Below are 26,145 nucleotides of genomic sequence, written 5' to 3' on the forward strand. Positions count from 1 at the left end.
CGGGTCTCTTCTTGCGTGGCATACGACCTCCTCTGGGTCATGGTATGCCCCGACACACAAAATTCCTGACACCCTCGTGGCGCCTGCCGGAAAACGGGGCGCGCACCCGGCCGGAAGGACGAAGGCCGCCGCCCGAAGCGACGGCCTTCGCCCGCGCTGCTCAGGCGCCGGGGCGCCCTGCCGGGAGCACCGGCGCGGGCACGATGACGATCCGGCGGTCGGTCACGCGGACCTGCACCGGCTGGCCGATGGCGAACCCGGCCTGTTGCAGCCAGTCGCCGCCGAACCGGAGGACGGGCACGGTGCGGGGACGGATGCGTTCGCCGTCGAGGCGCTGGTCGTAGTAGTGGTAGCCGACGGTGAGACGGCGGGGGCGAGCGGGGATGCGCTTGCGGATGGGCATGGCGGGTTCTCTGGTAGTCGTTCGAGGAAGCCCTCTGTTCAGGAGGGCGGTCGGGTACTCGAACACCGCTACCAGGCGGCCCGCAGATTTCCCCTTTCGGGTGTTGTATGGCTGCGCGCTACCCGACCATGGATGCAAAATCGATGGGCGCAAAAAAACCGCAAGTTGTCGGACGCGGTTTCGGCCGCTGGTAGCAGGTGTGTTCGGCACCTGCGGTCAATCTAGCGGCGGATGCGGAGGCGGTCAATCGGAGCGGGCACGCGGACGGCGTTCTCTTGCGTGCCTCGTGCATGCGTCTTGTGGCTTCTGCAGCAGGCACATGAGCCACTGCATTCACGGCAGAAAGGATTGCGTAATCTCGTGGGGCGCATAAGCCGAAGGCGTCATGCGCCATCCTTCCTCACGAAGATCTGGCGACATCAAGAAGGTGCATGACGCTTTGCTTATGCACCCTACGTATGCGCCTTACGGCTTTTACGTCGTACATCTTTAAAATATTACCGATCAGGATTAATCCTCCGATGCCGTAGCGTTTTTTTGTTCTCGGCGCAATGTGGGTGTCTGGAGCTGCTTTATCGGAATATATGGATTGTCGTGTCGATAGTCTCGTCGGGCGCATAAGCCAAAGGCGTCATGCGCCATCCTTCCTCATAAAGAGCTGACGACATCAAGAAGGTGCATGACGCTTCTCTTATATGCACCCTACATATGCGCCTTACAGCCTTAGTTCAGGGGCGGCCGGAGGGGGCGAGAAGTGCAGCTTCTCGGGCGTCGCTTTGAGCGGAGCTAGCCACCTTTGGCTTCTTTCGGCAATTCGCTCTTGATCTTTCGATACAGATCCCATACCTCTTTCAGAGTAGGAGCATCCGCTGGGGTTGCTTTCAGCAACGTCTCATCACGAATGATGAGGTTTCGCTCTGTCGCGGCGAGTTGCTCGATGACCTTAACTTTCACTGCGTCATCATCTGTTTTTAGTGAAAGTTCCCATGCAAGATGTTTGCTTTCGATGTTTGTCAGTTCATTCTGAAAGTACTTGATCTCGGTTAGGCTTGAACGATAAAGGCTCAGAAAAAAATATGCGAACACTTCGATGAGAGCGACCAGTGTTGTCCGAGGGATGTAGTAGGCAATCAGTGCCGTGGGCTCAGTGGCAATTGGAGTGTTTGCAACCGTGTAACTTAGAGCCCCCAGGCCGGATAACGCCACAAATGCTCCGATAATTAAATTGAAATTTCCGCGCTTGGCGAGGTCTTTTTTTTCTTGGGAAAGACGTGATCGTGTTAATTGAAAGTGATCCTCCAGTGATTGTGCCTTCATCTGGCGGCCGACTGACTCTTTTAGAGCATTCAGATAATCGGCTAGAGCGTCTGATTCAAAACGAGCTGTCAATTGATCGCGAATTGACTTCTTGTCCGTTTCGGAGAGTTCAGTCGAAGAGCGTGAGGTTGATAGCTCGCGTTTTATAACCTCAAAGCGACGCTCAATCTCATATCGAAGGCGACGTAGGTCGGGGTCGCGAAGACCCTGAGGCGGCTCATTGTTTGATGGTTCAAGATAGCGGAATGCGAGGAAGCCGAAGACGCTGACCAAGATCACCAAAGGAGCTAGAAGATCAGAAATTCGAACTCCAAACCGATCCCCCATGTACTCCCGGAAGTAGAAGAGTCCGGCAAGCGTAGCGGTCATGATCATTGCATAGTTGGTCATGACCATGAACTGCCTTCTTCGCATTTCACGACGGAGTTCCTTCGCGGCTTCAAGTTCATACTCCGAAGATGCCGCACGGAAGTAGACATCGTCGCGTATTCTTTTTTTGTGAATTCTTGGTTCTTCGGTCATGGTGGCTATGGAAGCGGTTTGGGTGGATAAACTAGGCGTAGACCCCGAGGTGGGGTGTGGCGCGGAGGCTGAGACGGCATTTTGTGGTCGTCAATCGAAGGGATTCCATAGAAAACAAGGCGTTGAGTGGGGGCTGTCTGTGCGTTTAGTGGTTCGTATTGGCGGTGTTAGAGGGCGCCCTCACCCCTGAATCAAATGTCGCCGCGCGGATGTCTCGATATATCTGTGCTTTCATGGGTTTCCATCATGACGGCGTTGGCGGCAACTCGTATACCTTGCCCGCGGTCGGATCAGCTTCCACTCCGCCTGTTTCTCCAGCCTCGTGCGTGAACCAGCCGGCCAGCCTGACCGCCGCAAACATCACCAGCGCCGGTGGCGCAGGCAGGGCGTTGGCATGGCAGATGGCGGCTACTGGACGGTCGATGCCGGGGCGATGATTGCTGACGCTTTCGATGGCGGAAGACTGGACTCATGGATTCCTAATCCGACTCCAACGCGCCCAACGCATGATCGACAAGTATCGGCGTCAGGGATTCGACGAGCCCCGATTCCTTTCGCGCTGGCTGCATCGTCTTCAACACCACCACGGCCCGTTCGAGATTGGCGTTGATGCTGAGCAGCACGATCGGGATGCCGAAGAGGATCGCGGCGGAGAAAATGCCGATCACGCCCCCGATGCTATAGGCGATGGGCGGCGATGTGCCCGGGAAGCCCAGTTCCGTCGTGATCTCCGGGCCGAACAGTGCGCTGGCGACGACGGTCGTGAGTGCGCCCGCGTAGATGGCGAGCTTCAGGCAAAGCGTCAAAAAACCGAACATCGGATCCCCCTGATCCTGGATGGTGGCCCTTGCAGCGCGTCGGTTCCCCTCGATGCGCCCAGCCATGGCGGGGCGGCATTGATGACGGCGCTTTGTCTATCGTTCTAACCGGTCCGACGTCATCGAGGCCACCTGTCAGAAACGACAGGTCTGCCTGATGTAGGCAATCAAGGCTCCACCCCCGTATACCTCGCCCGCGGCCTTATCAGCTTCCCCTCCGCCTGCTGCTCCAGCGCATGCGCGAGCCATCCCGCGAGTCGTCCCGCGGCGAACATCACCAGCGCAGGCGTCGCGGGCAAGGCATTCGCGTGGCAGATCGCGGCGAGGAGGAAGTCGATGTTGGGGTGCTGGCCGCTGACGTCTTCGGTGGCGGCGACGAGTGCATCGAGTTCGCGCATCGCGGGGGCGCCGGCGTGCTGGGTGCGGAGGCGGGCGAGGAGTTCGGCGGCGCGGGGGTCGCCGTGGGGATACAGGGCGTGGCCGAAGCCGGGGAGGTCGTCGCCGCGCTGCAGGCGGGTTTCGATGAAGTCGCGCGGCGAGGCGGCGTCGCGGGCGTCGGCGATGAGCGCGTAGGCGCGGGCGGTGGCGCCGCCGTGGCGCGGGCCCGAGAGCGCGGCCAGGCCGGCGCAGACGGTCGCGTGCAGGTGCGCGCCGGTGGAGGCGACCACGCGCGCGGCGAAGGCGGAGACGTTGAGTTCGTGGTCGGCGCACAGCACCAGCGCGGCGCGGACGAGGTCGGCGAAACCGGCGTCGCCGGGTTTCCACACGTCGGCGAGCAGCGCGTGCACCGGGCCGGCCGGCGGCGGGCGGCCGACCAGCAGCGCGGCGTTCTGGCGGAGCAGGGCGGCGGCGATCTCGTGGCGGGCGCGCGGCGTGGAATTCAGCGCGCCGCGGGCGCCGATCGCCAGCAGCGGGATCGCGGCCATCGCGCGTTCCAGCGGCGGCAGCGTGTCGGCTTCGGCGATGGCCGCGACGTGCGCCGGCCAGTCGCCGCCTTCCAGCGCGGCGAACGGGTCGTGCTCGCCGCAGTCCCAGAGCTGGCGGGCGGTGTCTTCCAGCGTCGCGCCATCGCGGATCATGGTGATCGCGGAGCGGCCGCGGTAGTACGGGCCGTCGGGGCGGATCAGCGAGATCCGCGTCTCCAGCACCGGCAGGCCGCGATCGAGGCTGTGCGCGGCGGCGGCGGCGGCGCTGCGACCGACCTGCTTGCGCTGCGCCAGGCGCTCGACGTCCAGCCGCGGATACAGCCGCGTGCGATGGTCGGGGCCGGGCCGGGATTCCAGCAGGCCGCGGCTGACATACGCATACAGCGTGGCCTGGCTGATGCCGAGCAGGCGGCAGGTTTCGCGGGCGGTGAGCAGGTCGGGCATGGCGACAGATTGATTCGTCCGATCAAGATTGATCAACCCTCGGGATGCTGCCAGATTTGCGCCCCGACAGGTGCCGCCGCCGACTTCCGCGCGACGATGCCTGCGGCCCGGGGCGCCGCCCCGGGCCCGTCGACACGAGGAGTTCCCATGAGCCATCCGTCCGCAGGCGCAAGGTTCCGCGCCGCCCTCGCCGAAGAATCCCCGCTGCAGGTCATCGGCGCGATCAACGCCAACCACGCCCTGCTCGCCAAGCGCGCCGGCTACCGCGCGATCTACCTGTCGGGCGGCGGCGTCGCCGCCGGCTCGCTGGGCCTGCCGGACCTCGGCATCAACACGCTCGAAGACGTGCTGATCGACACCCGCCGCATCACCGACGTCTGCGACCTGCCGCTGCTGGTCGACATCGACACCGGCTTCGGGCCCAGCGCCTTCAACATCGAGCGCACGGTGAAGTCGCTGATCAAGGCCGGCGCCGCCGCCTGCCACATCGAGGACCAGGTCGGCGCCAAGCGCTGCGGCCATCGTCCCGGCAAGGAGATCGTGACCACCGGCGAGATGGTCGACCGCGTGAAGGCCGCCGCCGACGCGAAGACCGATCCCGACTTCTTCCTGATCGCGCGCACTGACGCCATCGCCGTCGACGGCGTGGACGCGGCGATCGAGCGCGCCATCGCCTGCGTCGAGGCCGGCGCCGACGGCATCTTCGCCGAGGCCGCCTACGACCTGCCGACGTATCGCCGCTTCGTCGATGCGGTGAAGGTGCCGGTGCTGGCGAACATCACCGAGTTCGGCAAGACCCCGCTGTTCACCCGCGACGAACTGGCGTCGGCCGGCGTCGCCATCCAGCTGTTCCCGCTGTCCGCGTTCCGCGCCATGAACAAGGCTGCGGAAAACGTGTACGCAAGCATCCGCCGCGACGGCCATCAGCAGGCCGTGGTCGACACGATGCAGACGCGCGAGGAACTCTACGACCGCATCGGCTACCACGCGTTCGAAGGCAAGCTCGACGCGCTGTTCGCCGCGAAAAAATGAGCAGACCGCGATACGCACACCGCGATACGCAAACAAGGACACGACCATGAGCGACAACGCCAACCAAACGCTTCCGAAAGCCAAGAAGTCCGTCGCGCTGAGCGGCACCGCGGCGGGCAACACCGCGCTGTGCACCGTCGGCCGCAGCGGCAACGACCTGCATTACCGCGGCTACGACATCCATGACCTCGCGACGAAGTCGACGTTCGAGGAAGTGGCGCACCTGCTGGTGCACGGCGTGCTGCCGACCACCTCGCAGCTGAAGGCCTACAAGGCCAAGCTCAAGCGCCTGCGCGGCCTGCCGGCGATCGTGCAGGAAGCGCTGGAACTGGTGCCGGCCAACGCGCACCCGATGGACGTGATGCGCACCGGCTGCTCGGTGCTGGGCACCGTGCTGCCGGAGCGCGAAGGCCATCCGGCCAGCGAGGCGCGCGACATCGCCGACCGCCTGATCGCCAGCTTCGGTTCGATGCTGCTGTACTGGTGGCACTTCACCCGCAACGGCCGCCGCATCGATCTGGAAACCGATGACGATTCGGTCGCCGCGCACTTCCTGCACCTGCTGCACGGCGAGCCGCCGTCGAAGCTGCACGCCGAGTCGCTGGACAAGTCGCTGATCCTCTACGCCGAGCACGAGTTCAACGCCTCGACGTTCACGGCGCGCGTGATCGCCGGCACCGGTTCGGACCTGCATTCGTGCATCACCGGCGCGATCGGCGCGCTGCGCGGCCCGAAGCACGGCGGTGCGAACGAAGTGGCGATGGACATCATCAGCCGCTATGGCGCGGCCGACGAGGCCGAGGCCGACATCCGCGCGCGGATGGAGCGCAAGGAGATCATCATCGGCTTCGGCCACCCGGTGTACACCATCGGCGATCCGCGCAACCCGATCATCAAGGAGATCAGCCGCAAGCTGTGCCAGGACGGCGGCAACCAGACGCTGTTCGACGTGTCCGAGCGCATCGAGAACCTGATGATGGACACCAAGAAGATGTTCCCGAACCTCGACTGGTACAGCGCGTCGGCCTATCACATGATGGGCATCCCGACGCCGATGTTCACGCCGCTGTTCGTGATCGCGCGCACCACCGGCTGGAGCGCGCACGTGATCGAGCAGCGCGAGGACGGCAAGATCATCCGCCCGAGCGCGAACTACACCGGTCCGGAAGATCGCGACTACGTGGCGATCGACAAGCGCGGCTGACCGGCACCGCCGCCGTCACCGGCTTCCGCGGGGCGCCTACGGGCGCCCCGTGTCGTTTCAAGGCCGCGTTCCGTGACCATCGTCGACGCGCGACGAGTCTCCGGTGGATCGCCCCGTCGCGCCGATTCCGGCAAGCCCCCTTCGTCGCGTACGCTAGGGGCCACTGCCGCATCTTCTTTCCCGAATGGACACGACCTGGCTGATTCCCGCCGAACGCTGGGGCGAGCACCTGCTCGTCGCAGTGGCCGCCTTCGCGATCACCGCGCTGGTGGTGGTGATCCACTACGAAGGCCTGCACGGCCTCGCCAGGCGCTATTCCGGGCGCGCGCCGACCCGCGATCGCCGGGTGATGCTCAAGATCATCTTCGCGCTGCTTGCGCTGCACATCATCGAGATCTGGTGCTACGGCCTGACCTTCTGGGCGCTGCTGAAGGTGCCGGACGTCGGCTACGTCCACGGCGAGCACGGCTTCGACAACGTGTTCGACGCGATTTATCTGTCCGCGACGATGTACACGACGCTGGGCCTGGGCGACCTTGCACCGGTCGGTGCGGTGCGGCTGCTGTCGGGCATGGAATCGCTGACCGGCTTCCTGCTGGTGACGTGGTCGGCGTCGTTCACGTACCTGGAAATGTCGCGCTACTGGCGCCGCGACGACTGACCCGGCGCGCTATCCTCGGGCCATGACCGAACTCTATGTCAGCACCGACGTCGAGACCGACGGCCCGATTCCCGGCCCGCATTCGATGCTCAGCTTCGGCTCCGCGGCGTACACCGCCGACAAGCGCCTGATCGCGACGTTCTCGGCGAACCTCGACACCTTGCCCGATGCCGCGCCCGACCCGCGCACCGCCGCGTGGTGGGCGACGCAGCCGGAGGCGTGGGCCGCCTGTCGTCGCGATGCCGAGCCGTCGCAGGTCGCGATGCCGCGCTACCGCGACTGGCTGAAGGCGCTGCCGGGCAAGCCGGTGTTCGTCGCGTATCCGGCGGGCTTCGATTTCATGTTCGTCCACTGGTACCTGATCCGCTTCGCCGGCGAGAGCCCCTTCAGCCATTCCGCGCTGGACATCAAGACGCTGGCGATGGCGATGCTCGGCGGCGGGTATCGCGATGCGACCAAGCGCAACATGCCGAAGCGCTGGTTCGACCCGATGCCGCACACGCACGTGGCGCTGGACGACGCGATCGAGCAGGGCGCGCTGTTCTGCAACATGCTGCGCGAACTGCGCGGCGGCTGACGCGTTTCCACCGACGACTTTTTTCGTTGTGTGCAAACGACGAAGCCGCCCGGAGGCGGCTTCGAGATGCGCATGCGGATGCGACGACTCAGGCCAGGCCTTCGTCCTTCAGCACGCGCTGCACGGCCGGATCGGCCTCGAACGCGGCCATGTAGCGAGCGAGGTTGTCGAAGCCCGACAGATCCACGCCGGTGCCGCGCGCCCAGCGCAGCGTCACGTACAGGTACGGGTCGGCGATGCTGCGGCGGTTGTCGGCGATCCAGTCACGGCCTTCGAGCTGGCGATCGGCGGCGGCATAGAGGTCGCGCAGTTTCGCGCGCGCGTCGGCCTTGCTCTTGTCGATCAGCGCCGCGTCTTCCAGATACGCGGTGCTGCCGAAGATCGGCTTGAACGTCGGGTGCACGTCGGAGTTCGCGAACGCGAGCCAGCGGATCACCTCGGCGCGACCGCGTGCCGAGCCGTCGCCGCACAGCCCGGCTTCGGGCGAGGTTTCGGCGAGATAGGTCAGGATCGCCGCGTTCTGGGTCAGCACCCAGTCGCCGTCGACGAGCGCCGGCACCGCGCCGGCGGGATTGATCGCGAGGAATTCCGGCGACTTGCGTTCTTCGCGGCCGACGCGCACGGCCTCGTAGGGCTTGCCGATCCATTCCAGGACGATGTGGTCGGACAGCGAGCAGGCGCCGGGCGAGTAGTACAGCTTCATGCAGGACTCCGAGGGGAAATGGCGAAAGGGTTCGCCGATATGGCGACGCCTCGCGTACGGCGCAAGCCGGGTGGCGAAAGAACGACACCCGCAAAAAAACGACGCCGCACGAGGCGGCGTCGAAAGATGTTCCGGAGTTGCGTGGTCCGGTGGGGCGTCAGCCCCGGCCGGGATGGTCTTTCTGCGGCTTCAACGACTGGACCTTGAAGAAGCTGTGATCGCCGATGGTGGCGACCTGGTACGCATTGCGCCAGCTCGGCTGGGCGATGCCCAGCGCGGCGAAGTGGCTGGCACCGGGGACGATCTCCTTGCGCTCGCCGGGCGGCAGCGCCCAGTTGCGCTCCGACTCCAGGGCGATGGTGACCGCCCGGGACCAGGCTTCGGCATTGCCCAGTTCGGTGCCCGGCGAAACCAGGGCCGGGGCGAACTGCTTGCGGGCGGTGACGACTTCGCACATCGAGTCGCCCCACAGCCCGCTGTCCTCGCGGCGGAGGGCGACCTCCGCGACCGCACGCTGGCCCATGACGGGCTGGTCGCGCGCTTCGAGATACAGGGTGGTACTGAGACACAAAGAATCGGCGGCCTGGGGCGGCAACACCGACGCGATCCAGAGGATCCATGCGAGCTTCATGTGAACTCCTTGCTCCGTTGCTTCGGGCCGAGGCGCGGGATGCCGGCAGCGGACTGCGCGACAAGAACCGTTCGACGGGACGACATGGCGTACTGGGGAGGGCTGCGTGCTCTATGGCCGCTTGTAGCCCAAACGTGGATCGCATCGGGGTCGGACCCGCCTTCGGGGTGCGACATCGCCGGGCGATCGCGCGCTGGTCCCGCATCCGGTGGCGGGAAAGCGGGCGTAGGGTAGGGTCTGAAACGTAACGCCAGCTGAATGCGAAAACAGGAAACGCCTGATTCGATTGGAGTTTTTGTTCAGAAGGTGGCGTAAGCCCCTGTCGCGGCAGGGGCGGGGGCCGCCGTGCAGGCGTGCCAACCGAACCGGGACGCCGGTCCGCTTCCGGCCTGCGGACCCCGGGTCGGGGCCGAACTGCGCATGTCCAGCCCGTTTCCCGGGCCGGTCAGAGGGTGGCGGCCAGTCGGCTGCCCTGGGCGATGGCGCGCTTGGCGTCCAGTTCGGCCGCGACGTCCGCGCCGCCGATCAGATGGGCCGCGGTCCCGGCCGCCTGCAGGGCGTCGAACAGCTCCCGGCGGGGCTCCTGGCCGGCACAGATCACCACGTGGTCGACCGGCAACACCTGTTCTTGCCCGTCGACGCGGATGCGGAAGCCGTCGTCGTCCAGCCCGAGGTAGCTGACCCCGCCCAGCATCGCCACCTGCTTGGCCTTGAGCGTGGCGCGATGGATCCAGCCGGTGGTCTTGCCCAGCTTCGCGCCCGGCTTGCCCGGGCTGCGCTGCAGCAGCCAGACCTGACGCGCCGGCGGCTCCGGCTGCGGCGGGCGCAGGCCGCCCTGGCCCGAGAAATCGGTGGCGACGCCCCATTCGGCCAGCCAGCGATCGCGGTCGAGCGTGCTCGACGGGCCGTCGTGGACGAGGAATTCGGCGACGTCGAAGCCGATGCCGCCGGCACCGACGATCGCCACGCGCCCGCCCGGACGCACGCGGCCGGACAGCACGTCCAGATAGCTGATCGCCTTCGGATGGTCCGCACCCGGGAAATCCACCTTGCGCGGCAGGATGCCGGTCGCGACCACCACCGCATCGAAGCCGGCCAGCGCCGCGGCGTCGACCGGCGTCGACAGCCGCACCTCGACGCCGGTGTCCTGCAGCCGGCGATCGAAATAGCGCAGGGTCTCGTGGAACTCTTCCTTGCCCGGGATGCGCTTGGCGAGGTTGAACTGCCCGCCGATGGCGTCGGCGGCATCGAACAGTGTCACCTGGTGGCCGCGCTCGGCGGCGACGGTGGCGCAGGCCAGCCCGGCGGGACCGGCGCCGACCACGGCGATCCGCTTCGGTGCGGTCGTCGGTGCGTAGACCAGTTCGGTCTCGGCGCAGGCGCGCGGGTTGACCAGGCAACTGGCTTTCTTCTGCGAGAACACGTGGTCCAGGCAGGCCTGGTTGCAGGCGATGCACGTATTGATGCGGTCGGCGCGGCCGGCACGGGCCTTGTTCACCCAGTCCGGGTCGGCCAGCAGCGGGCGGGCCATCGACACGAGGTCCGCGCCGCCGCCGGCGAGGATGCCCTCGGCCACGTCCGGCATGTTGATGCGGTTGGTCGCGACCAGCGGCAGCTTCACTTCCGGCCGCAGCTTGGCGGTGACGCCGGCGAACGCGGCGCGCGGCACCGAGGTGGCGATCGTCGGCACCCGGGCCTCGTGCCAGCCGATGCCGGTGTTGAGGATCGTTGCGCCGGCGGCCTCGATCGCCTTGGCCTGCGCCACGATCTCGTCCCACGCCGAGCCTTCCGGCACCAGTTCCAGCATCGACAGGCGATAGATGATGATGAAGTCGCGGCCGCAGGCCTCGCGCACGCGGCGCACGATCTCGGTCGCGAAGCGCATGCGCTTCTGCAGGTCGCCGCCCCAGGCATCGGTGCGGCGGTTGGTGCGCGCACTGAGGAACTGATTGATGAGGTAACCCTCGGAGCCCATGATCTCGACGCCGTCGTAGCCGCCGTCGCGGGCCAGCTTCGCGGCGCTCGCGTAGGCCGAGATCGTGCGTTCCACGCCGAACCCGGTCAGTGCCCGCGGCGTGAACGGATTGATCGGGGCCTTGATCCGCGACGGCGCCACCTGCAGCGGGTGATAGGAATAACGGCCGGCGTGCAGCAACTGGAGGCAGATCTTCGCGCCGTGCGCATGCACCGCCGCGGTCACCTGCCGATGCTTGCGCGCCTCCCACGGCCAGCTGAGCTTGCTGCCGAACGGCGCCAGCCAGCCCATCATGTTCGGCGAGAAACCGCCGGTGACGATCAGCCCGACGCCGCCGGCCGCGCGTTCGGCGAAGTAGGCCGCGAGCTTCGGGAAATCGCCGGCGCGGTCTTCCAGACCGGTATGCATGGACCCCATCAGCACCCGGTTGCGCAGGGTGGTGAAGCCGAGGTCGAGCGGGGAGAAGAGATGCGGATAGGAAGCGGACGAGGCGGTCATCGGGCCCGGGCTGCGGTCGGCATACGTCGACGTATGGAAGCGCGCACCATGCCGCGAAACGCGCGGCGCCTCAAGAGGGCGCCGCGGCCGGGGGCGGGATGGCGGCAGTGGACGCGAGCGAGGTGTCCTGCCAGAGGCAGCGCAGTCGCCGAACGCGTCAGGGCGATCCGCACGGCCCCGGCCGCGTTCCGCATGAATGAATCCGTTCAGCTGTGAAGATGAATCATAGCCGCCGGGATGGGACAACGATCCGGATTCGCAGGTTCCCGGGGTGTTCCCGGAAAGCTGAACTGTGCTTGGATTCCCCCAACTGTTATGCTAGTGTTAACAAGGCCATGACGCGGCCGGACGGTAGGATATGGCCCCGCATCCGCGGCGCCCACGTCCCACATTGATCTACCGAGTCTTCATCAATTTCCTCCAAGGAGCATTGAGTCAATGAACAAGAAACTCCTCTGTGCCGCGCTGCTGAGCGGGCTGGCCGTGGCCCAGACCGCCTCCGCGCAGGATTTCGATAGCCGCTGGTACCTCTCCACCTCCGCGGGCTTCAACCTGCAGGATGGCGACCGCGGCACCCACAACGCGCCCTTCGGCACCATCGGCTTCGGCAAGTTCATCAACGACAAGTGGTCGCTCGACGGCGAGTTCAACTACCAGAACCCGCACTTCGAGAACCAGAGCAACATCCGTGCGCCGTACCAGCGCGCCATCAACCAGAACTGGAGCCAGTACGGCGTGTCGGTCGACCTGCGTCGCCACTTCACCGCCGAAGGCCGCAACTGGAACCCGTACGTCCTGGTCGGCCTCGGCTACCAGCGTTCGGAAGAAGAGTTCGACAACTTCCCGAACCCGAACTCGCCCGGCCAGCGCACCGACGGCAACCTCGCCGCCAAGATCGGTGGCGGTCTGCAGGGTGACCTGGGCCGAGTCGGCGTCCGCGCCGAACTCGCCTACCGCGCCGATTTCGACGACACCAGCGTCAACGCCGCCGGCGAAGACTGGTTCGGCGACGTGCTCGCCTCGGTCGGCTTCATCGTCCCGCTGGGTCCGGAACCGACCTCCGACGTCGTCGCTCCGCCGCCGCCGCCGCCGCCGGTTGCCAACTGCGCCGACAAGGACAGCGATGGCGATGGCGTCAACGACTGCAACGACAAGTGCCCGAACTCGATGGCCGGTGAGACCATCGGTCCCGACGGCTGCAAGGTCAAGATCGCGATCGACCTGAAGGGCGTGAACTTCAACTTCGACAAGGCCACCCTGCGTCCGGATGCGGTTTCGATCCTGAACGAGGCCGTCGAAATCCTGAAGCGTTACCCCGACATCCGCGTCGAAGTCGCCGGTCACACCGACCTCTGCGGCAACGACGGCTACAACCAGGATCTGTCGCAGCGCCGCGCCCAGGCCGTGTACGACTACCTGACCAAGAACGGCATCGACGCCGGTCGCCTGGCGGGTCCGAACGGCTACGGCGAGAGCCGTCCGCTGGTCCAGACCGCGCAGACGCTGCCGGAGTGCAAGAACGAAACCAACCGTCGCACCGAGCTCAACGTCCAGTAATTCCGGACGCGCTCGTCGCAACCCCCGAAGCCCGGCCTCGTGCCGGGCTTCGTCGTTTCCGGGAGGGAATCCGAAGTGCTCGTTTGCAGGCGCTTTCCGGGGTGGACGGTCACGCTCCGCGCGATCCGTGCCGGCCTCGGGTTGTCCCGGCCCCGGCCGCCGACCTACACTCGCCGGCATCGACCTGCGGGAGAGTTCCTGATGCGTTTCCATGCGGCTGCCATCGCGATCCGCGCGATCCCGGCCCGCGGCCTGATCGGGCTGTCGGTGCTGTGCCTGTCCTTCGCCGCACAGGCTTCGGTCGATTGCGCCACGTTGCAGCCGCAGCCGCCGGCGCCCGCGAATGCCCTGCAGACCCTTCCTCTGGCGAGTGAACTGGCTGCGCCGGATGCCCAGGTCGGCAGTGGCGTCGGTTTCGCCCAGTTGTTCGCGGACGGCACCACGGTCGAACTCGTGCTGGCGCGCGCCAAGCACAGCGAATGCCTCGCGACCGCCGCCGCCACCCAGCCGCTGTCGGGTGCGGCGGGCGCCTACCAGCCGGCCGCCAACGATCCGCAGGCCTGGCGTTTCAACATGACCCAGAACGGCAAGCGGATGACCGCCGACGAATTCGACGCCTGGATGAAGGCGCGCGGCGTGCGTGTCGTCCAGGGGCCGAAGCCGGCCACGCCGCCTCCGCCGCCCCCCGCACCGCCGCCGGCGCCGCCACCGAAGAAGCGCAAGCGCTGAATTCCCGCGCACGCCACCGCCTTGCGCGAAAGCGTTGGCCGGCGGACCCGATGCCATGAAGCGGATCCCGATTGTCGTGCCGACGCTCTTCTTCGCGCTGTTCCTCGTCATTGGCCTGACCATGCTGGGTTTCGCCGGGCGTGCGTGGTGGAAGTCGACGCAGGTCGAGCAGTGGCCCTCCGTCGAGGGCGAATGGCTGCAGCGATCGCTCGTCGAGAACAGTGACTCCGACGGCAGCACCTGGCAGGTCAAGGTGCGTTATGCCTACGCCGTCGCCGGCCGCCGCTACGAGGGCGATCGCGTCGCCTTCGGCTATGTCGGCAGCAGCGGGCAGGCGGGGCACCAGGCGATCTACGACAAGCTCATGAGCGGCGACCACGTCCGCGTGCGCTACAACCCCGACAACCCCGCCGAAGCCGCACTGGCGCACGGGCTCAACAAGTCCACGGTGATGCTTGCGGTGTTCGGGCTGGTCTGGACCGGCTTCACGCTCGGGTTGATGGTGCTGGTCGGGTTGACCGGCTCCGCCGACACCGCGCTGATCGATCGCCTCATCGTGCGATGACCCGCTCCCCGCGTCACGGTCTTGCGCGCGTGCTGTCCAAGCGCGGACTGTGCTCGCGCACGCAGGCGGCGGACTGGGTGCGCGCCGGACGCGTGCGCGTGCACGGGCGCGTGGTGCGCGACCCCGAATCCCCGACCCTGCTCGACGACGACATCGCCGTCGAAGGCCTGTCGGCATCGCCTGCCGCGCCGCTGTACCTCATGCTCAACAAGCCGCGCGGTCTGGTGACGACGGCGCGCGACGAGCGCGGCCGCGACACCGTCTATCGTTGCTTCGACGGCGCAGTGCTCGACGGCGCGCCGCTGCCGTGGGTCGCGCCCGTCGGTCGCCTCGACCAGGCCAGCGAAGGCCTGCTGCTGTTCTCGAACGACCCGGCGTGGGCGGCGAGCATCACCGATCCCGACACCGGGCCGACGAAGACCTACCGCGTGCAGATCGACCGCATCCCAGATGACACGCTGCTGCAGGCGCTGCGCGCCGGCACGGTCGATGCCGGCGAGCGCCTGTCGGCGGTGTCGGTCACACTGCTCCAGGCGGGGCAGCGCAACGCGTGGATCGAGATCGTGCTCGACGAAGGCCGCAACCGGCAGATCCGCCGGCTGCTGGCGGCGTTCGACATCGCGACCCTGCGGCTGATGCGCGTGGCGATCGGTGGACTGGCGCTGGGCGAGCTGGCGAAGGGGGCGTGGCGGCGGCTCGATGCCGACGATCTGGCGGCGTTGCGGCGCTGAAGCCGGCGCAATGTCCGGAAATGTGCGCCGGATCACTCGCACATTCATGCAGATCGCATGGTGGCCGGCCTAGACTGCCGCGGGGGAATCCGGATCGTACGTTGCAGGAATCCCGTCCATGCGCCTTGTGTTTCCCGCCGCCGCTGCCGCGGCGCTGTTGCTTGCCGGCTGTGCCGGCCACTCCTCGCCCGCAGCCATCAAGACGGCGCCGCCGCCGGTACCGGTCTCGCATGGCACCAACCGTTTCGAGATGACCCAGCACGGGCAACGCATGACCGCCGACGATTTCGATGCCTGGATGAAGGCGCGCGGCATCCGCGTGGCCAAGGGCGCGCCGGCACCGGCAAGCCGCACGGGGCGCGCGAAACCCGCGGCCAGGACCGAAGCCGACGCGCAGCCCGCGCGTCGCGGCAGCGCGCCTAAGCGGCGCTGAGGTCCTAGTCGCCGGGCGGTTCGCGCCAGCGCGCGAGCCGCTGCTCCAGCAGTTGCGCGACGACTTCCCTGGCGCGGGCATCGGACGACCCGCGCGCATCGTGGCGCACGCCCTTGCCGTGGTTGCAGCCGCGCAGGCGAGGGCGAGGTTGCGGGCGTCGTCGGCGTCGTCGCCGACCTGCGCGGTCAGCGCCGCGGCCGAGCGCTTGCCGAACCACGCCTGCGGCACCACGTGCTCCAGCGTCGCGTGGCCCAGCGCCTCGCCGTCGGCGCGCACCTGCAGTCGGCGCCGGCAGTGCAGGCAGCGCGTTTCCCAGACGCCGTCGTGCAGCGTGGCCGCGCCGTCGGTCGACAGCGCGCGCAGGAACAGGCGGCGCAGGGCGGGGCGCAACGCGGCCGGATCAGGACTTGATGACGCCCAGCTCGCGGCCGATGCGGGTGAACGCGTCGATCGCGCGGTCGAGGTGCTCGCGGGTGTGCGCGGCGCTCATTTGCGTGCGGATGCGCGCCTGGCCCTTCTGCACGACCGGGAAGAAGAAGCCGATCGCGTAGATGCCTTCCTCCAGCAGCCGCTCGGCGAAGCGCTGCGCCAGCGGCGCGTCGTACAGCATCACCGGGCAGATCGGATGCACGCCCGGGCGGAGGTCGAAGCCGGCGGCGGTCATCTTCTCGCGGAAATGGCGGGTGTTGTCGGTCAGCCGCTCGCGCAGGTCGCCGGCGGCGGACAGCATCTCGAACGCCTTGATGCCGGCCGCGGCCACGTGCGGCGGCAGCGAGTTGGAGAACAGGTACGGCCGCGAACGTTGGCGCAGCATCTCGATCACTTCCCTGCGCGCCGTGGTGAAGCCACCGAGCGCGCCGCCCATCGCCTTGCCCAGCGTGCCGGTGAAGATGTCGATCCGGTCCATCACGCCCTTCACTTCCGCCGAGCCGCGGCCGGTGGCGCCGAGGAAGCCGGTGGCGTGGCATTCGTCGATGTGCACCAGCGCGCCGTACTTCGCGGCCAGTGCGGTGATTTCGTCCAGTGGCGCGATGAAGCCGTCCATCGAGAACACGCCGTCGGAGGTGATCAGGATCGTGCGCGCACCGTCGGCCTTGGCCTGCTGCAGCTGCTTCTCCAGATCCGCCATGTCGCAGTTGGCGTAGCGGTAGCGCTTCGCCTTGCACAGGCGCACGCCGTCGATGATCGAGGCGTGGTTCAGCGCGTCGGAGATGATCGCGTCGTGCTCGTCCAGCAGCGGCTCGAACAGGCCGCCGTTGGCGTCGAAGCAGGCGGCGTAGAGGATGGTGTCCTCGGTGCCGAAGAAGTCGGCGATGGTCTGTTCGAGCTGCTTGTGCAGGTCCTGCGTGCCGCAGATGAAGCGCACCGACGCCATGCCGAAGCCGTGGCTGTCCAGCGCGTCCTTGGCCGCGGCGATGATGTCCGGATGGTCGGCGAGGCCGAGGTAGTTGTTCGCGCAGAAGTTCAGCACGGTGCGGCCGTCGGCCAACGTGATCTCGGCCGACTGCGGGCTGGTGATGATGCGCTCGGACTTGAACAGGCCCTGGGCGCGGATCTGGTCGAGTTCGTCGGCGTAGCGGCGGGTCAGGGCGGCGTCGGTCATGGTGAGGCGCGGCGTCGGGAACGGGCGCACAGTGTACGCGGCGGGCCGCGACGACGCCGTGCGGGGCCGTATCGGCGGGCGACCGCTTGCGCGCTGCCCGATGTTGCAATGCCCGAGGTCGCGACGCGCGGCCGGGTCAGGCCTGCGTCGCGGTGCCGTCGGCCTGCGCGGCGATCAGTTCGCGCACCAGCGTCACCAGCGCGTCCTCGGCGAAGGGCTTGCCCAGCAGCCGGGTCACGCCGGCCTCTTCGGCCATCGCGCGGTGCTTGTCGGTGGCGCGCGAGGTGATCATCACCACCGGCAGGTCGCGGGTCTCGGCGTGGTTGCGCAGGTTGCGCGCGACTTCCAGACCGTTCATGCGCGGCATTTCGAGGTCGATCAGCAGCGCCTGCGTGGGTTTCGCCTGCACCGCGGCCAGCGCCTCGAAGCCGTCGCGGGCGGTGGCGACCTCGAAGCCGGCGTCCTGCATCAGCTGCTCCAGCGCGCGGCGTACGCTGAGCGAGTCGTCGGCGACCACCACGCGCTGCACCGGCGCGGTCTCGTGCGCAAGCGCCGCGATGTCGAAGCGGCGTTCGCGCGTGGCGCGCAGCAGCACGTCGAGGTCGATCACCGGCGCCAGGCCGCCGTCGCCGAGCTGGGTGACGCCGCGCACCGCGGGAATCGGCGGCAGGTAGGCCGCGAGCGGCTTCACCACCACGCTGCGGACTTCGTCGATGCCGCGCACCAGCACGACGTGGCCGACGCCGTCGGTGTCGCGCAGGGACAGGCCGATGCCGCCGTTGGCCCACTGCGCGGGATCGGCGGTCTCGCCGTAGAAGGCTTCGATCGGCAGCGCCGGCAGCGATTCGCCGTCGACCAGTGCGACGAGGCGGCCGTCGACCTCGCGGCATTCGCCGGCGCCGAAGCTGACCACGCGCTCGATCGACGCCGCGACCACCGCACTGGCCTGGCGCTGGCCGCGGGCGACGATCACGTTCGCCAGCGTCTGCGTGACCGGCAGGCGCAATTGCACGCGGGTGCCGCGCCCGGTTTCGGTCGACAGCGTCAGCGTGCCGCGCAGCGCGGCGATGCGGCGTTCCACCACGTCCATGCCGATGCCGCGGCCGGACACTTCGGTCGCCTCGCTGCGGGTCGAGAAGCCGGGCAGCAGGATCATGCGCGCCAGCGCGCGTTCGTCGATGGCGTGATGGGGTTCGAGCAGGCCGGCTTCGATGGCGCGTTTGCGGATCGCGACGAGGTCCAGGCCGGCACCGTCGTCCTGCAGGTCGATCAGCGCGGCGTCGCCCTGCAGGCCCACGCGCAGCGTCAGCACGCCGGTCTCGGGTTTGCCTGCGGCGGTACGCACGGCCGGCGGTTCGATGCCGTGGTCGACGGCGTTGCGCAGCAGGTGCGCCAGCGGTTCGACGATGCGTTCCAGCAGTTCGGCGTCGACCGGGATCTCCTCGCCGACGATGTCCAGCCGCACCGGCTTGAACACCTGTTTCGCGGTCTGGCGCACGATGCGCTGCAGGCGCGCGGCGATCTGGCCGAACGGTACCGTGCGCGTGCGCAGGATGGTGCGCTGCAGGTCGCGGTTGAGCTGTTCCTGGCCGCTGCGCAGGTCGGCCAGCGCGTTCATGATGCGCTCGATGCGGCGCATGAATTCCGCGCTGTCCGCGTGCGATTCCAGCAACTGCCGCGAGATCACGTGCAGTTCGTTGTACTGGTCGATCTCCAGCGGATCGAGTTCGGCGCCGGCCTTCTGCGCGGTGGATTGCAGCGCTGCACCGCGCAGTGCGACGAGGTCGTCGAGACGCGCGATCAGGTCCTGTGCGCTGCGCACCGACTGGCGCTGTTCGCGATGGATCGCGCCGAGGCCGTCCAACTGCTGGTCGATCTGGCGCGAGGTCACGAGGCTTTCGCCGGACAGGCGCTGCAATTCGTCGAGCAGCGCACTCGGCACGTTGAGGCTCTGGATGCCGCTCTCGGCCATGCCGCCGGCGGCGGTCTCCGTCGCGGGTTCGGCTGCCGCGGCGACGGGCGATGCCGCGGGTGTCGCGGCCGTCATCGTGTCCGCGGCCGTTGCGGTCGCATCGGTCGTCGCGCGGTCGACCGGCGCGTGCGCGTCGTCGGCCAGCGCGTTGGCGGTGTCGAGCACCTGCTGGTAGACGTCGAGCAGATGGTCCGGCGCCGGACCGCGGCCGAGCAGGTGGTCGGCGATCTCCTCGACCGTGTCGCTGGCGGTGGTCAGCAGATCGGCGCAAGCGTCGTCCAGCCGCTCGGGATGCTTGTCCAGCGCCAGCAGGATGTCTTCCAGCGCATGCGTGAGGTTCGCCAGTCCGCGGATGCCGACGGTGTTGGCGTCGCCCTTCAGCGTGTGCGCGACCCGGCGCGCCTCGTCGATCGGTTCCGGCGAGCGCGTGTCGACCAGTGCGCGCACCGAGGCGCCGAGGCGCGCGGCGTTGCCCGGCAGCTCGCGGTACATGCCTTCGAGCACGCTGGGCAGCACGTCGTCGGCGGGCGCGAGCCCGATGTCGTCGAAGTCCGCGACGGTCTTGCGCTGTGCGATCAGGGCCGGATCGAGGCCGACCGTCACCCGGTCGAGTTCGTCGCCGAGCGCCGCGGCCCAGTCGGCGTCGAGCCCCGGCAGGCCCTCGGACACCAGTGCCAGCAGTTCTCCGGATTCACGTCCCGGCGCTTCGAGCACGCCGAGCAGCGCGCTGCACCAGGTCGCCACGGTGTCCGGGCCGATCGCGGCATCGCCGCGCTCCAGACCGTCGTGCACGGCGAGCATGCCGCGTTCGAGCGTGCGCGTGCCGATCAGCTCCATCACGTTCGCGATGAGCTGCGTCTGGTAGGTCAGTTCGACGACGTGGCCGGCCGCGGCGGTCGCGTCGCCGCCGTCGACGGCGTCCGCCCAGGCCTGCGCCAGCGGCAGCACCTGCTCGGCGATCGCCTGGCGGGTGAGGTCGAGTTCCTCGCGACCGATCCACAGCGCGGCCGGCGCGGCATCGTCGTCGTCGGCATCCGGCGCGTCGTCGTGTGCGAAGGCATCAGCGGCCGCGTGCGGTGCCGGCGGCATTGGTCGCGCGACATCGGGCTCCGTCGCGACGACGGTGGCCGGCGCGTCGAAGGCGAACGCGGGGGCCTCCGCATCGATCGGGGCCTCATCGATCCGCACGGACGCGATGTCGTCGGTCGACGCATCGATGTCGGTCGTTTCGATGGCCACGGTTTCGGCCGCGATCGATTCGGCCGTGGCGGATTCGACGACAGGTTCGGTGGCGGGCGACGGCGTCGCGATCGCGGGCGATGATTCGGGCTGCGGTGCCGACAGCGCCAGCCGGCGGGTGATCGCGTGGACGAAGCCGGGCGAGAGTTTCGGCAGCCAGCGGATGCCCTCGGGCAGTTCCGCCAGCATGCGGTAGCCGTCGTGGTCGAGGCGGCCGGCGAGGTATTCCTGCAGGCCGGTGAACCACAGCGTCATCCGCACGAGATCGTCGCCGTTCGGGGCGTCGCCGGTGCGGGCGAGGTCGCGCAGCGCCGCCTGCCAACTGCGCAGCAGTTCGGCCACGCCGGGCAGCGGCAGGGCGGCCGCACCGCGCTGGAGCGCGTCCACCATCGGTTCCAGCAGCACGGCATCGCCCATGCCGGGCATGGCGTTCGCCGCGCGCAGCAGCGACAGCAGCGTGTCGAGCTGGGCGCGGTAGGCCGCGGGCGCGGGTGGCGCGGCGTCGCTGCCGGACGGGAAGGTCATGGCGGAAGGCGTCCTCGGGCGTGGGAGCGGATCAGGCCGAGGCCGGCAGCCTGAATTCGCCGACCGTCTGCACCAGCGCCGTCGCCGAGGCGCTCAGCGCGTCGGTGTCGCCGCGCTGCTGTTCGATCTCCACCAGCGTGCGCTGCGAGGCGTCGATGAGTTCGTTCGCGCGCGCCAGCAGACGCTGCGAGGTCTCGGCCTGCGCGCGCGTCGCCTGCGAGATCGTGCGCACCGAGTTCACCAGCGCTTCGGTCGCGGCGCGGGTGTCGCTCATCTGCGTGCCCGCGCGGTCGGCGAGGCGGGTGATGTCCACGACCTGCGAGATCGTGCCGTTCATCGCCTGCAATGTTTCGGTGGTGTCGGACTGGATCGCGCTCACCAGCCCGGCGATCTGCTGCGTCGCTTCGCGTGCGTTCTCGGCGAGGCGCTTCACCTCGTCGGCCACCACCGCGAAACCGCGGCCGGCTTCACCGGCGGCGACCGCCTGCATCGACGCGTTCAGCGCCAGCACCGAGGTGCGTTCGGCGATCTGGCCGATGATCGTCACCGCTGAGGAGATTTCCTGCGAACGTTCGGCGAGGCGCTTCACGCGCTTTTCGGTCTCGCGGATCTGGTCGCGCGACGCGGTGATGCCCTCGACCGTCGCGCGCACCACCGTCATCGCCTCGGCGGTGGTGGTCAGCGCGCGCTCGGCTTCGCGGCCGGCGTCCTGCGCCTGTTCGCCGATCTGGCGCAGCGCGTTCGCGGTGCTGCCCAGTTCCGCCGATGCGGCGTTCGCCTGGTCGCTGGCTTCGTCGGCAAGGCGCAGCACCGAGTCGGCGCGCGCCTTGACGCGGGTCGAGCTGTCCGACACCTGCGAGGAAATGGTGTTCACCTCGCGCAGCGCGCGGGCGGTGGCGTTGGTCATCATGTTGATGGCGTCCGACACCGCGCCGGTCACGTCCTCGGACACCGGCACGCGCACCGTCAGGTCGCGCTGCGCCAGCTGTGCGACCGAGGTCATGATGTCGATCACCGAGTTGTTGAGCTGTTCGTTCTCCTGCTGGCTGGACTGCAGCGTGGCCACGCGCTGGTCGAGCAGGGTGTCGAATGCGTTCGCGAGGTTGCCGATTTCGTCGGCGGTGCCCAGGCGCACGCGCGCGGCGTAGTCGCCCTGGTTCACCCGGCTTACCGTGTCGGAGATGCGGCCGACGTCGCCGATCAGGTTGCGCGCGATCGCGAACGCCAGCACCAGCGCGAGCAGCAGGGCGACGATGCAGCTGCCCACCACGATCGTGCGCTGGCGGTTCAGCGTGTCCAGGCGGATGTCGAGCTGGCGGTCCAGCTCCTTCACCACCGCGAGGTGCAGGTCGTTCAGCGCGGACATCACGCCATCGCCTGCGGCATAGACCTGGTTGCTGCGGGCCTGCAGTTCCTCCGGGAGCAGCGTGGCCGCGAGCAACTGGTCGAGCGCGCCGGAGAACGCGGCCTGCGCGGCCTCGACCTTGCGCATCGGGGTGTCCACCGACAGTTTCACCGTCGGCTGCGCCGCGATCGCCTTGTCGGTGTCGGAGCGCGAACGGGCGACGGCGTCGGACAGCAGCGCCTGGCTGTTCTGCAGGCGGGTGCGGTCTTCGGGCGAGAAGTTCGCGGTGGCGAGGCCGGCCAGCGCCGCAGCGCGGGCGCGGTGGTGGTTGGCACCGGCGGCGGGAATGTTGTTCACCGCGGTGTCGCCCATCATGTACGCCGCCATCTCCGGGTCCAGGGTGATGTTGGAGACGTCGGAGGCCTCCGAGACCAGCTTCGCGAGTCGCTGGATCTGGGCCAGGTGCGCATCCGCGACGACGTTGGCGCCGACGCCGGCACCGGACCGCTGCAGCCCGGGCCAGCCGGCCTTGAACGCGGCCCAGTCGTCGGCCATCGCCCAGGCGGCGCCGTGGCGGGCCATCCAGCGGTCGATCTCGGCGATGTCGTTGCCCGCGCGCTGGCGCAGCGCGGTGAGGTCCTGCGTCCGCGGCTGGCCGGTGGCGATCGCCAGCCCCATGGCACCGCCGTGGCGCTGCACGGTCAGCGCGAGGTCGCCGAGCGGCGCGATCACCTCGGTGCCCAGCTTTTCCTTCTCGGCGAAGTCGATCTGCTCCTGGGTGAAGCGGATCAGGAACGCGATGGCGACGATTGCCGGCACCACGAACACCAGCGACAGCAACGTCAGCTTCTGCGGGAAGCGCAGTCGGCCGATCAGGGACCGGCGGCGGGCGGGGGAAGGAGACGTCTGGTCGGTCATGGGGATTCGCCCGGAAGGTTGCGAAAGGGGAAGTGCGTGGCGGATGGCGTCGGCGGGTTCGGGAGGCGGCGGTCGCGGGGCAGGGTCAGCCCGGCAGCGCGAGGCTGCCGCCAGCCGCGATCTTCGGTGCCTCGATGCCCAGCCAGCGGGCGACGTCGAAACCGCGCGCCGCGCCGGAGGCACTGTCGTAAGCGGCATCGAGGTAGGCGTCGAGCGGGCCGCTCGTGGCGGGCGGTTGCGCGGCACTCGCCAGCGACAACAGGGTCGGCATGCCGCTGCAACGCATCGCGCAGGCGCTGCTGCCGCTGCCGATCGACGCGATCTGCGTGCGTTCCGACGGATCGTGGCGCAGGCCGACCCAGGCGGCGAGGTCGAACACCGGCAGCAGCACGCCGCGCTGGCTCACCACGCCGAGGAACCACGGCTGCGTGTTCGGCACGCGCACCGGCACGGCGTCGATCACCACCTGCATCGGCAGCCCGTCGGGCAGCACCAGCCAGGGCAGCGCGGGGTGGGCGCGGAACGCGATCTTCGGCGCCGCGCGCACGGTCGCGGCGATGTCCGGGGCGAAGGGCTCCAGGCCGGCGGGCGCGGTCATCGGCGCGGTCAGCTGTAGGCCCGCAGGGTTTCGAGGATGAGGTCGGACGAGTAGGGTTTGCCGATCAGCGCCTTCGCGCCCTGCATCTTCGCCCAGATCTGGTCGGCCTTCTGGTTCTTGCTGGAGACGAAGACCACCGGGATGCCCTTGGTTTCGGCGTTCGCCTGCAACTGGCGGCAGGCTTCGTAGCCGTCCATGTCCGGCATGATGATGTCGAGGAAGATCAGAGCGGGTCGCTCGGCCGTTGCCTTCTGCACCGCTTCGGCGCCGTTGGAGGCGGTGACCGAATGCCAGCCGGCGTCGGTGAGGATGGTGCGGAGGTTCGCGAGTTCGGCGGCGGAATCGTCGCAGATCAGGGCCTTGGGCATGGGTCCGGGGTCCGTGGAGTAAGCAGGGGAGGGGAGAGGCGCGCTGCTGCGCGTCAGAGCCGGTAGCCGCGGGCGATCATCTGCGCGCGGTCGTTGCGGAAATGCTTCAGCAGCGCCTTGTCGACGGCCTGGCTGAAGATCTCCCAGGTGATCGGCTTCACCAGGTAGCTGTCGCAGCCCGAGAGCGCGCCGCGGGCGCGGTCGAACGGCGAGGAGCGGCTGGTCAGCATCAGCACGGGCATGCCGCGCAGGTAGCTGTTGTGCTTGATCCGGCGGCAGAGTTCGTAGCCGTCGGTGCCGGGCATGACCACGTCGAGGAAGGCGAGGTCGTAGCGGCCGTGTTCCAGCAGGCGCATCGCGGCTTCCGCGCTGTCGGCCAGGTCGCTGGCGATGCCGATGCGCTGGAGCGCCTGCCGCATCTGCTCGCGCACGGTGAGGCTGTCGTCCACCACCAGTGCGCGCAGCGGCCGGGGTTCGCCGGCACCGCCGGCGACGAATGCGGCCTCGGCCGTGCCGCCGGTGTCCGCGCCGGGTTGCGCGGCCGGGGCGGTGGCGGCGGGATGGGCGCGGACCTTGCTGCCGACGAACTCGTGGTCGGCCAGGTCGTCCAGCACCTTCATCACGTGCAGCAGCAGCGACTTGCGCTGGATCCGGTAGCGGGTGTCGCCGGCCATGCCGTGGTCGGAGATGGTCACCGAGATCACGCCCGGATGGTGCTGGCGCAGCGTTTCGTACAGTTCCATCGAGCGCGGCGAGCCGGCATCGACGATCACCACGCGCGGGTCGGCCGTGTTCTCGACCTCCGCGGCATGGAAGGCGTGCCGGCCGCTGCTGGCGCGGTTGACGACGATCTCCAGCAGCCTGGAATCCCTGGCGGTAAGTCCACAGAGCGCGACGGCGTAGGTCATGGCTTCAGATTTCCCTTTGACGGCCCGGGTGACGGGCGTCGAATCCCCCGTCGACTGGAAGCAAGGAAGGTGCCAAAGATGAACGGGCCCTGTTCGACAGCCCGGACACCTCGCGCCCGCAGGGGTTAAATATGGGTTAATCTCGGGACGGTGCCGCCGAAATGCGCACCCACTCCCCCCCCAGATCCCGCCATCCCATTTCCTTCAGGAGGACCTCGTGCGCAAACATCTCATCGCCCTCGCCCTGCTGGCCGCCACGCCGTTCGCGGCCTTTGCCCAGGACGAAGACAGCTCCGGCCTCAACTGGAACGCCGCCGCCACGTCCGAATACTTCTTCCGCGGTATCTCGCAGACCGATGACCATCCGGCCCTCCAGGGCGGCGTCGGCTACAGCTGGACCAACGGCCTGTACGTCGGCGCCTGGGCCTCGAACGTGGACTTCGGCCACAGCGATCCCACCGACGCCGAGATCGACACCTTCGTCGGCTGGAACGGCGACGTGTCCGACAAGGTGAATCTCGACGTGCAGCTGGTCCGCTACAACTATGCCGGCGAGCCGGACGGCGTGAACTACGCCTACAACGAGCTGGTCGGCAAGGCCACGATCGCCGAGAACTACACCGTCACCCTCGGCTACACCAACGACTACCTCAACACCGACACCGACAGCACCTATCTCGGCCTGGGCGGCAACTGGGGCGTCGGCAAGGACGTGAACCTGACCGCCAGCGTCGGCTACACGACCCTCGACAACGACATCGCCACCGAAGACGGCTACTTCGACTACTCGGTCGGCGTGAACCGCGACTTCGGGCCGGTCAACGTCGGCCTGGGCTACGTCGGCACCAACGGCGACGCCGACAACGTGTTCGGCAAGGACAATGCCGAAGACAAGGTCGTGCTGACCTTCGCGATCGGCGGCTGATTCTGCCAGCGACGTCCG

At 68.2% G+C, this 26,145-nt stretch carries 23 protein-coding genes and 1 pseudogene; 10 read left to right on the forward strand and 14 right to left on the reverse strand.

Annotated elements, in window-relative coordinates:
* Positions 1 to 160 precede the first annotated feature (160 nt).
* The 4 genes from ACT53R_RS18200 to ACT53R_RS18215 form a co-directional block, all read right to left on the reverse strand.
* Entirely contained in the window at positions 161 to 403 is a 243-nt protein-coding gene (locus ACT53R_RS18200) for a SymE family type I addiction module toxin (protein ID WP_476173334.1), read from the reverse strand.
* Between the two features lie 786 nt (positions 404 to 1,189).
* Positions 1,190 to 2,242, reverse strand: a complete 1,053-nt coding sequence (locus ACT53R_RS18205) for a hypothetical protein (protein ID WP_476173335.1) — start codon at positions 2,240 to 2,242, stop codon at positions 1,190 to 1,192.
* A gap of 479 nt (positions 2,243 to 2,721) precedes the next feature.
* Entirely contained in the window at positions 2,722 to 3,060 is a 339-nt protein-coding gene (locus ACT53R_RS18210) for a hypothetical protein (protein ID WP_476173336.1), read from the reverse strand.
* 167 nt (positions 3,061 to 3,227) lie between these two features.
* On the reverse strand, positions 3,228 to 4,430 hold the full coding sequence (locus ACT53R_RS18215) for a citrate synthase family protein (RefSeq protein WP_476173337.1): 1,203 nt from the start codon (positions 4,428 to 4,430) through the stop codon (positions 3,228 to 3,230).
* A gap of 147 nt (positions 4,431 to 4,577) precedes the next feature.
* Between ACT53R_RS18215 and prpB the strand changes: the two genes are divergently transcribed.
* From prpB to ACT53R_RS18235, 4 genes are all read left to right on the forward strand, one after another.
* Positions 4,578 to 5,462: a methylisocitrate lyase gene (prpB, locus tag ACT53R_RS18220; protein WP_476173338.1), complete on the forward strand. Its 885-nt coding sequence runs from the start codon at positions 4,578 to 4,580 to the stop codon at positions 5,460 to 5,462.
* Positions 5,463 to 5,508: 46 nt separating this feature from the next.
* Positions 5,509 to 6,666, forward strand: coding sequence for a bifunctional 2-methylcitrate synthase/citrate synthase (gene prpC, locus ACT53R_RS18225; protein ID WP_476173339.1), 1,158 nt, complete (start codon positions 5,509 to 5,511; stop codon positions 6,664 to 6,666).
* Positions 6,667 to 6,850: 184 nt separating this feature from the next.
* Entirely contained in the window at positions 6,851 to 7,327 is a 477-nt protein-coding gene (locus ACT53R_RS18230) for an ion channel (RefSeq protein ID WP_476173340.1), read from the forward strand.
* Between the two features lie 22 nt (positions 7,328 to 7,349).
* The gene (locus ACT53R_RS18235) at positions 7,350 to 7,904 is read left to right on the forward strand and encodes a 3'-5' exonuclease family protein (protein ID WP_476173341.1); all 555 of its coding nucleotides are present in this window, start codon (positions 7,350 to 7,352) and stop codon (positions 7,902 to 7,904) included.
* 88 nt (positions 7,905 to 7,992) lie between these two features.
* On the opposite strand, the gene ACT53R_RS18240 is transcribed toward ACT53R_RS18235, so the two are convergent.
* The 3 genes from ACT53R_RS18240 to ACT53R_RS18250 form a co-directional block, all read right to left on the reverse strand.
* Complete coding sequence (locus ACT53R_RS18240; RefSeq protein ID WP_476173342.1) at positions 7,993 to 8,607, reverse strand: glutathione S-transferase family protein; 615 nt, start codon at positions 8,605 to 8,607, stop codon at positions 7,993 to 7,995.
* A 157-nt stretch (positions 8,608 to 8,764) separates the two neighbouring features.
* The gene (locus ACT53R_RS18245; protein WP_476173343.1) at positions 8,765 to 9,238 is read right to left on the reverse strand and encodes a cell wall hydrolase; all 474 of its coding nucleotides are present in this window, start codon (positions 9,236 to 9,238) and stop codon (positions 8,765 to 8,767) included.
* 445 nt (positions 9,239 to 9,683) lie between these two features.
* Complete coding sequence (locus tag ACT53R_RS18250; protein WP_476173344.1) at positions 9,684 to 11,711, reverse strand: oxidoreductase; 2,028 nt, start codon at positions 11,709 to 11,711, stop codon at positions 9,684 to 9,686.
* Positions 11,712 to 12,149: 438 nt separating this feature from the next.
* Here ACT53R_RS18250 and ACT53R_RS18255 point away from each other — a divergent pair, with 438 nt between their 5' ends.
* From ACT53R_RS18255 to ACT53R_RS18275, 5 genes are all read left to right on the forward strand, one after another.
* Positions 12,150 to 13,268: an OmpA family protein gene (locus ACT53R_RS18255; protein WP_476173345.1), complete on the forward strand. Its 1,119-nt coding sequence runs from the start codon at positions 12,150 to 12,152 to the stop codon at positions 13,266 to 13,268.
* Between the two features lie 201 nt (positions 13,269 to 13,469).
* Positions 13,470 to 13,997 carry a hypothetical protein gene (locus tag ACT53R_RS18260; protein ID WP_476173346.1) on the forward strand — a complete coding sequence of 176 codons (528 nt, stop codon included), beginning with the start codon at positions 13,470 to 13,472 and terminating at the stop codon, positions 13,995 to 13,997.
* A 76-nt stretch (positions 13,998 to 14,073) separates the two neighbouring features.
* Positions 14,074 to 14,562 (forward strand): DUF3592 domain-containing protein, encoded by a 489-nt coding sequence (locus tag ACT53R_RS18265; protein ID WP_476173347.1) that lies wholly within the window; start codon positions 14,074 to 14,076, stop codon positions 14,560 to 14,562.
* The gene (locus tag ACT53R_RS18270) at positions 14,559 to 15,293 is read left to right on the forward strand and encodes a pseudouridine synthase (RefSeq protein ID WP_476173348.1); all 735 of its coding nucleotides are present in this window, start codon (positions 14,559 to 14,561) and stop codon (positions 15,291 to 15,293) included. The genes ACT53R_RS18265 and ACT53R_RS18270 overlap by 4 nt, the downstream gene beginning before the upstream one ends.
* A 118-nt stretch (positions 15,294 to 15,411) precedes the next feature.
* Positions 15,412 to 15,726, forward strand: coding sequence for a hypothetical protein (locus ACT53R_RS18275; RefSeq protein ID WP_476173349.1), 315 nt, complete (start codon positions 15,412 to 15,414; stop codon positions 15,724 to 15,726).
* 4 nt (positions 15,727 to 15,730) lie between these two features.
* Here ACT53R_RS18275 and ACT53R_RS18280 read toward each other — a convergent pair.
* The 7 genes and pseudogenes from ACT53R_RS18280 to ACT53R_RS18310 form a co-directional block, all read right to left on the reverse strand.
* Positions 15,731 to 16,116 (reverse strand): annotated as a pseudogene (locus tag ACT53R_RS18280) (HNH endonuclease).
* 10 nt (positions 16,117 to 16,126) lie between these two features.
* On the reverse strand, positions 16,127 to 17,329 hold the full coding sequence (gene kbl / locus ACT53R_RS18285; protein ID WP_476173350.1) for a glycine C-acetyltransferase: 1,203 nt from the start codon (positions 17,327 to 17,329) through the stop codon (positions 16,127 to 16,129).
* Positions 17,330 to 17,465: 136 nt separating this feature from the next.
* On the reverse strand, positions 17,466 to 21,065 hold the full coding sequence (locus ACT53R_RS18290) for a hybrid sensor histidine kinase/response regulator (protein ID WP_476173351.1): 3,600 nt from the start codon (positions 21,063 to 21,065) through the stop codon (positions 17,466 to 17,468).
* Between the two features lie 31 nt (positions 21,066 to 21,096).
* Positions 21,097 to 23,328: a methyl-accepting chemotaxis protein gene (locus tag ACT53R_RS18295; RefSeq protein ID WP_476173352.1), complete on the reverse strand. Its 2,232-nt coding sequence runs from the start codon at positions 23,326 to 23,328 to the stop codon at positions 21,097 to 21,099.
* Positions 23,329 to 23,413: 85 nt separating this feature from the next.
* Positions 23,414 to 23,926: a chemotaxis protein CheW gene (locus ACT53R_RS18300; protein ID WP_476173353.1), complete on the reverse strand. Its 513-nt coding sequence runs from the start codon at positions 23,924 to 23,926 to the stop codon at positions 23,414 to 23,416.
* A gap of 8 nt (positions 23,927 to 23,934) precedes the next feature.
* The gene (locus ACT53R_RS18305) at positions 23,935 to 24,294 is read right to left on the reverse strand and encodes a response regulator (protein ID WP_476173354.1); all 360 of its coding nucleotides are present in this window, start codon (positions 24,292 to 24,294) and stop codon (positions 23,935 to 23,937) included.
* 53 nt (positions 24,295 to 24,347) lie between these two features.
* Positions 24,348 to 25,202, reverse strand: a complete 855-nt coding sequence (locus tag ACT53R_RS18310; protein ID WP_476173355.1) for a response regulator — start codon at positions 25,200 to 25,202, stop codon at positions 24,348 to 24,350.
* 217 nt (positions 25,203 to 25,419) lie between these two features.
* Between ACT53R_RS18310 and ACT53R_RS18315 the strand changes: the two genes are divergently transcribed.
* On the forward strand, positions 25,420 to 26,127 hold the full coding sequence (locus tag ACT53R_RS18315; protein WP_476173356.1) for a TorF family putative porin: 708 nt from the start codon (positions 25,420 to 25,422) through the stop codon (positions 26,125 to 26,127).
* Positions 26,128 to 26,145 lie beyond the last annotated feature (18 nt).

Source organism: Lysobacter sp. DMC104 (genome assembly GCF_056313665.1).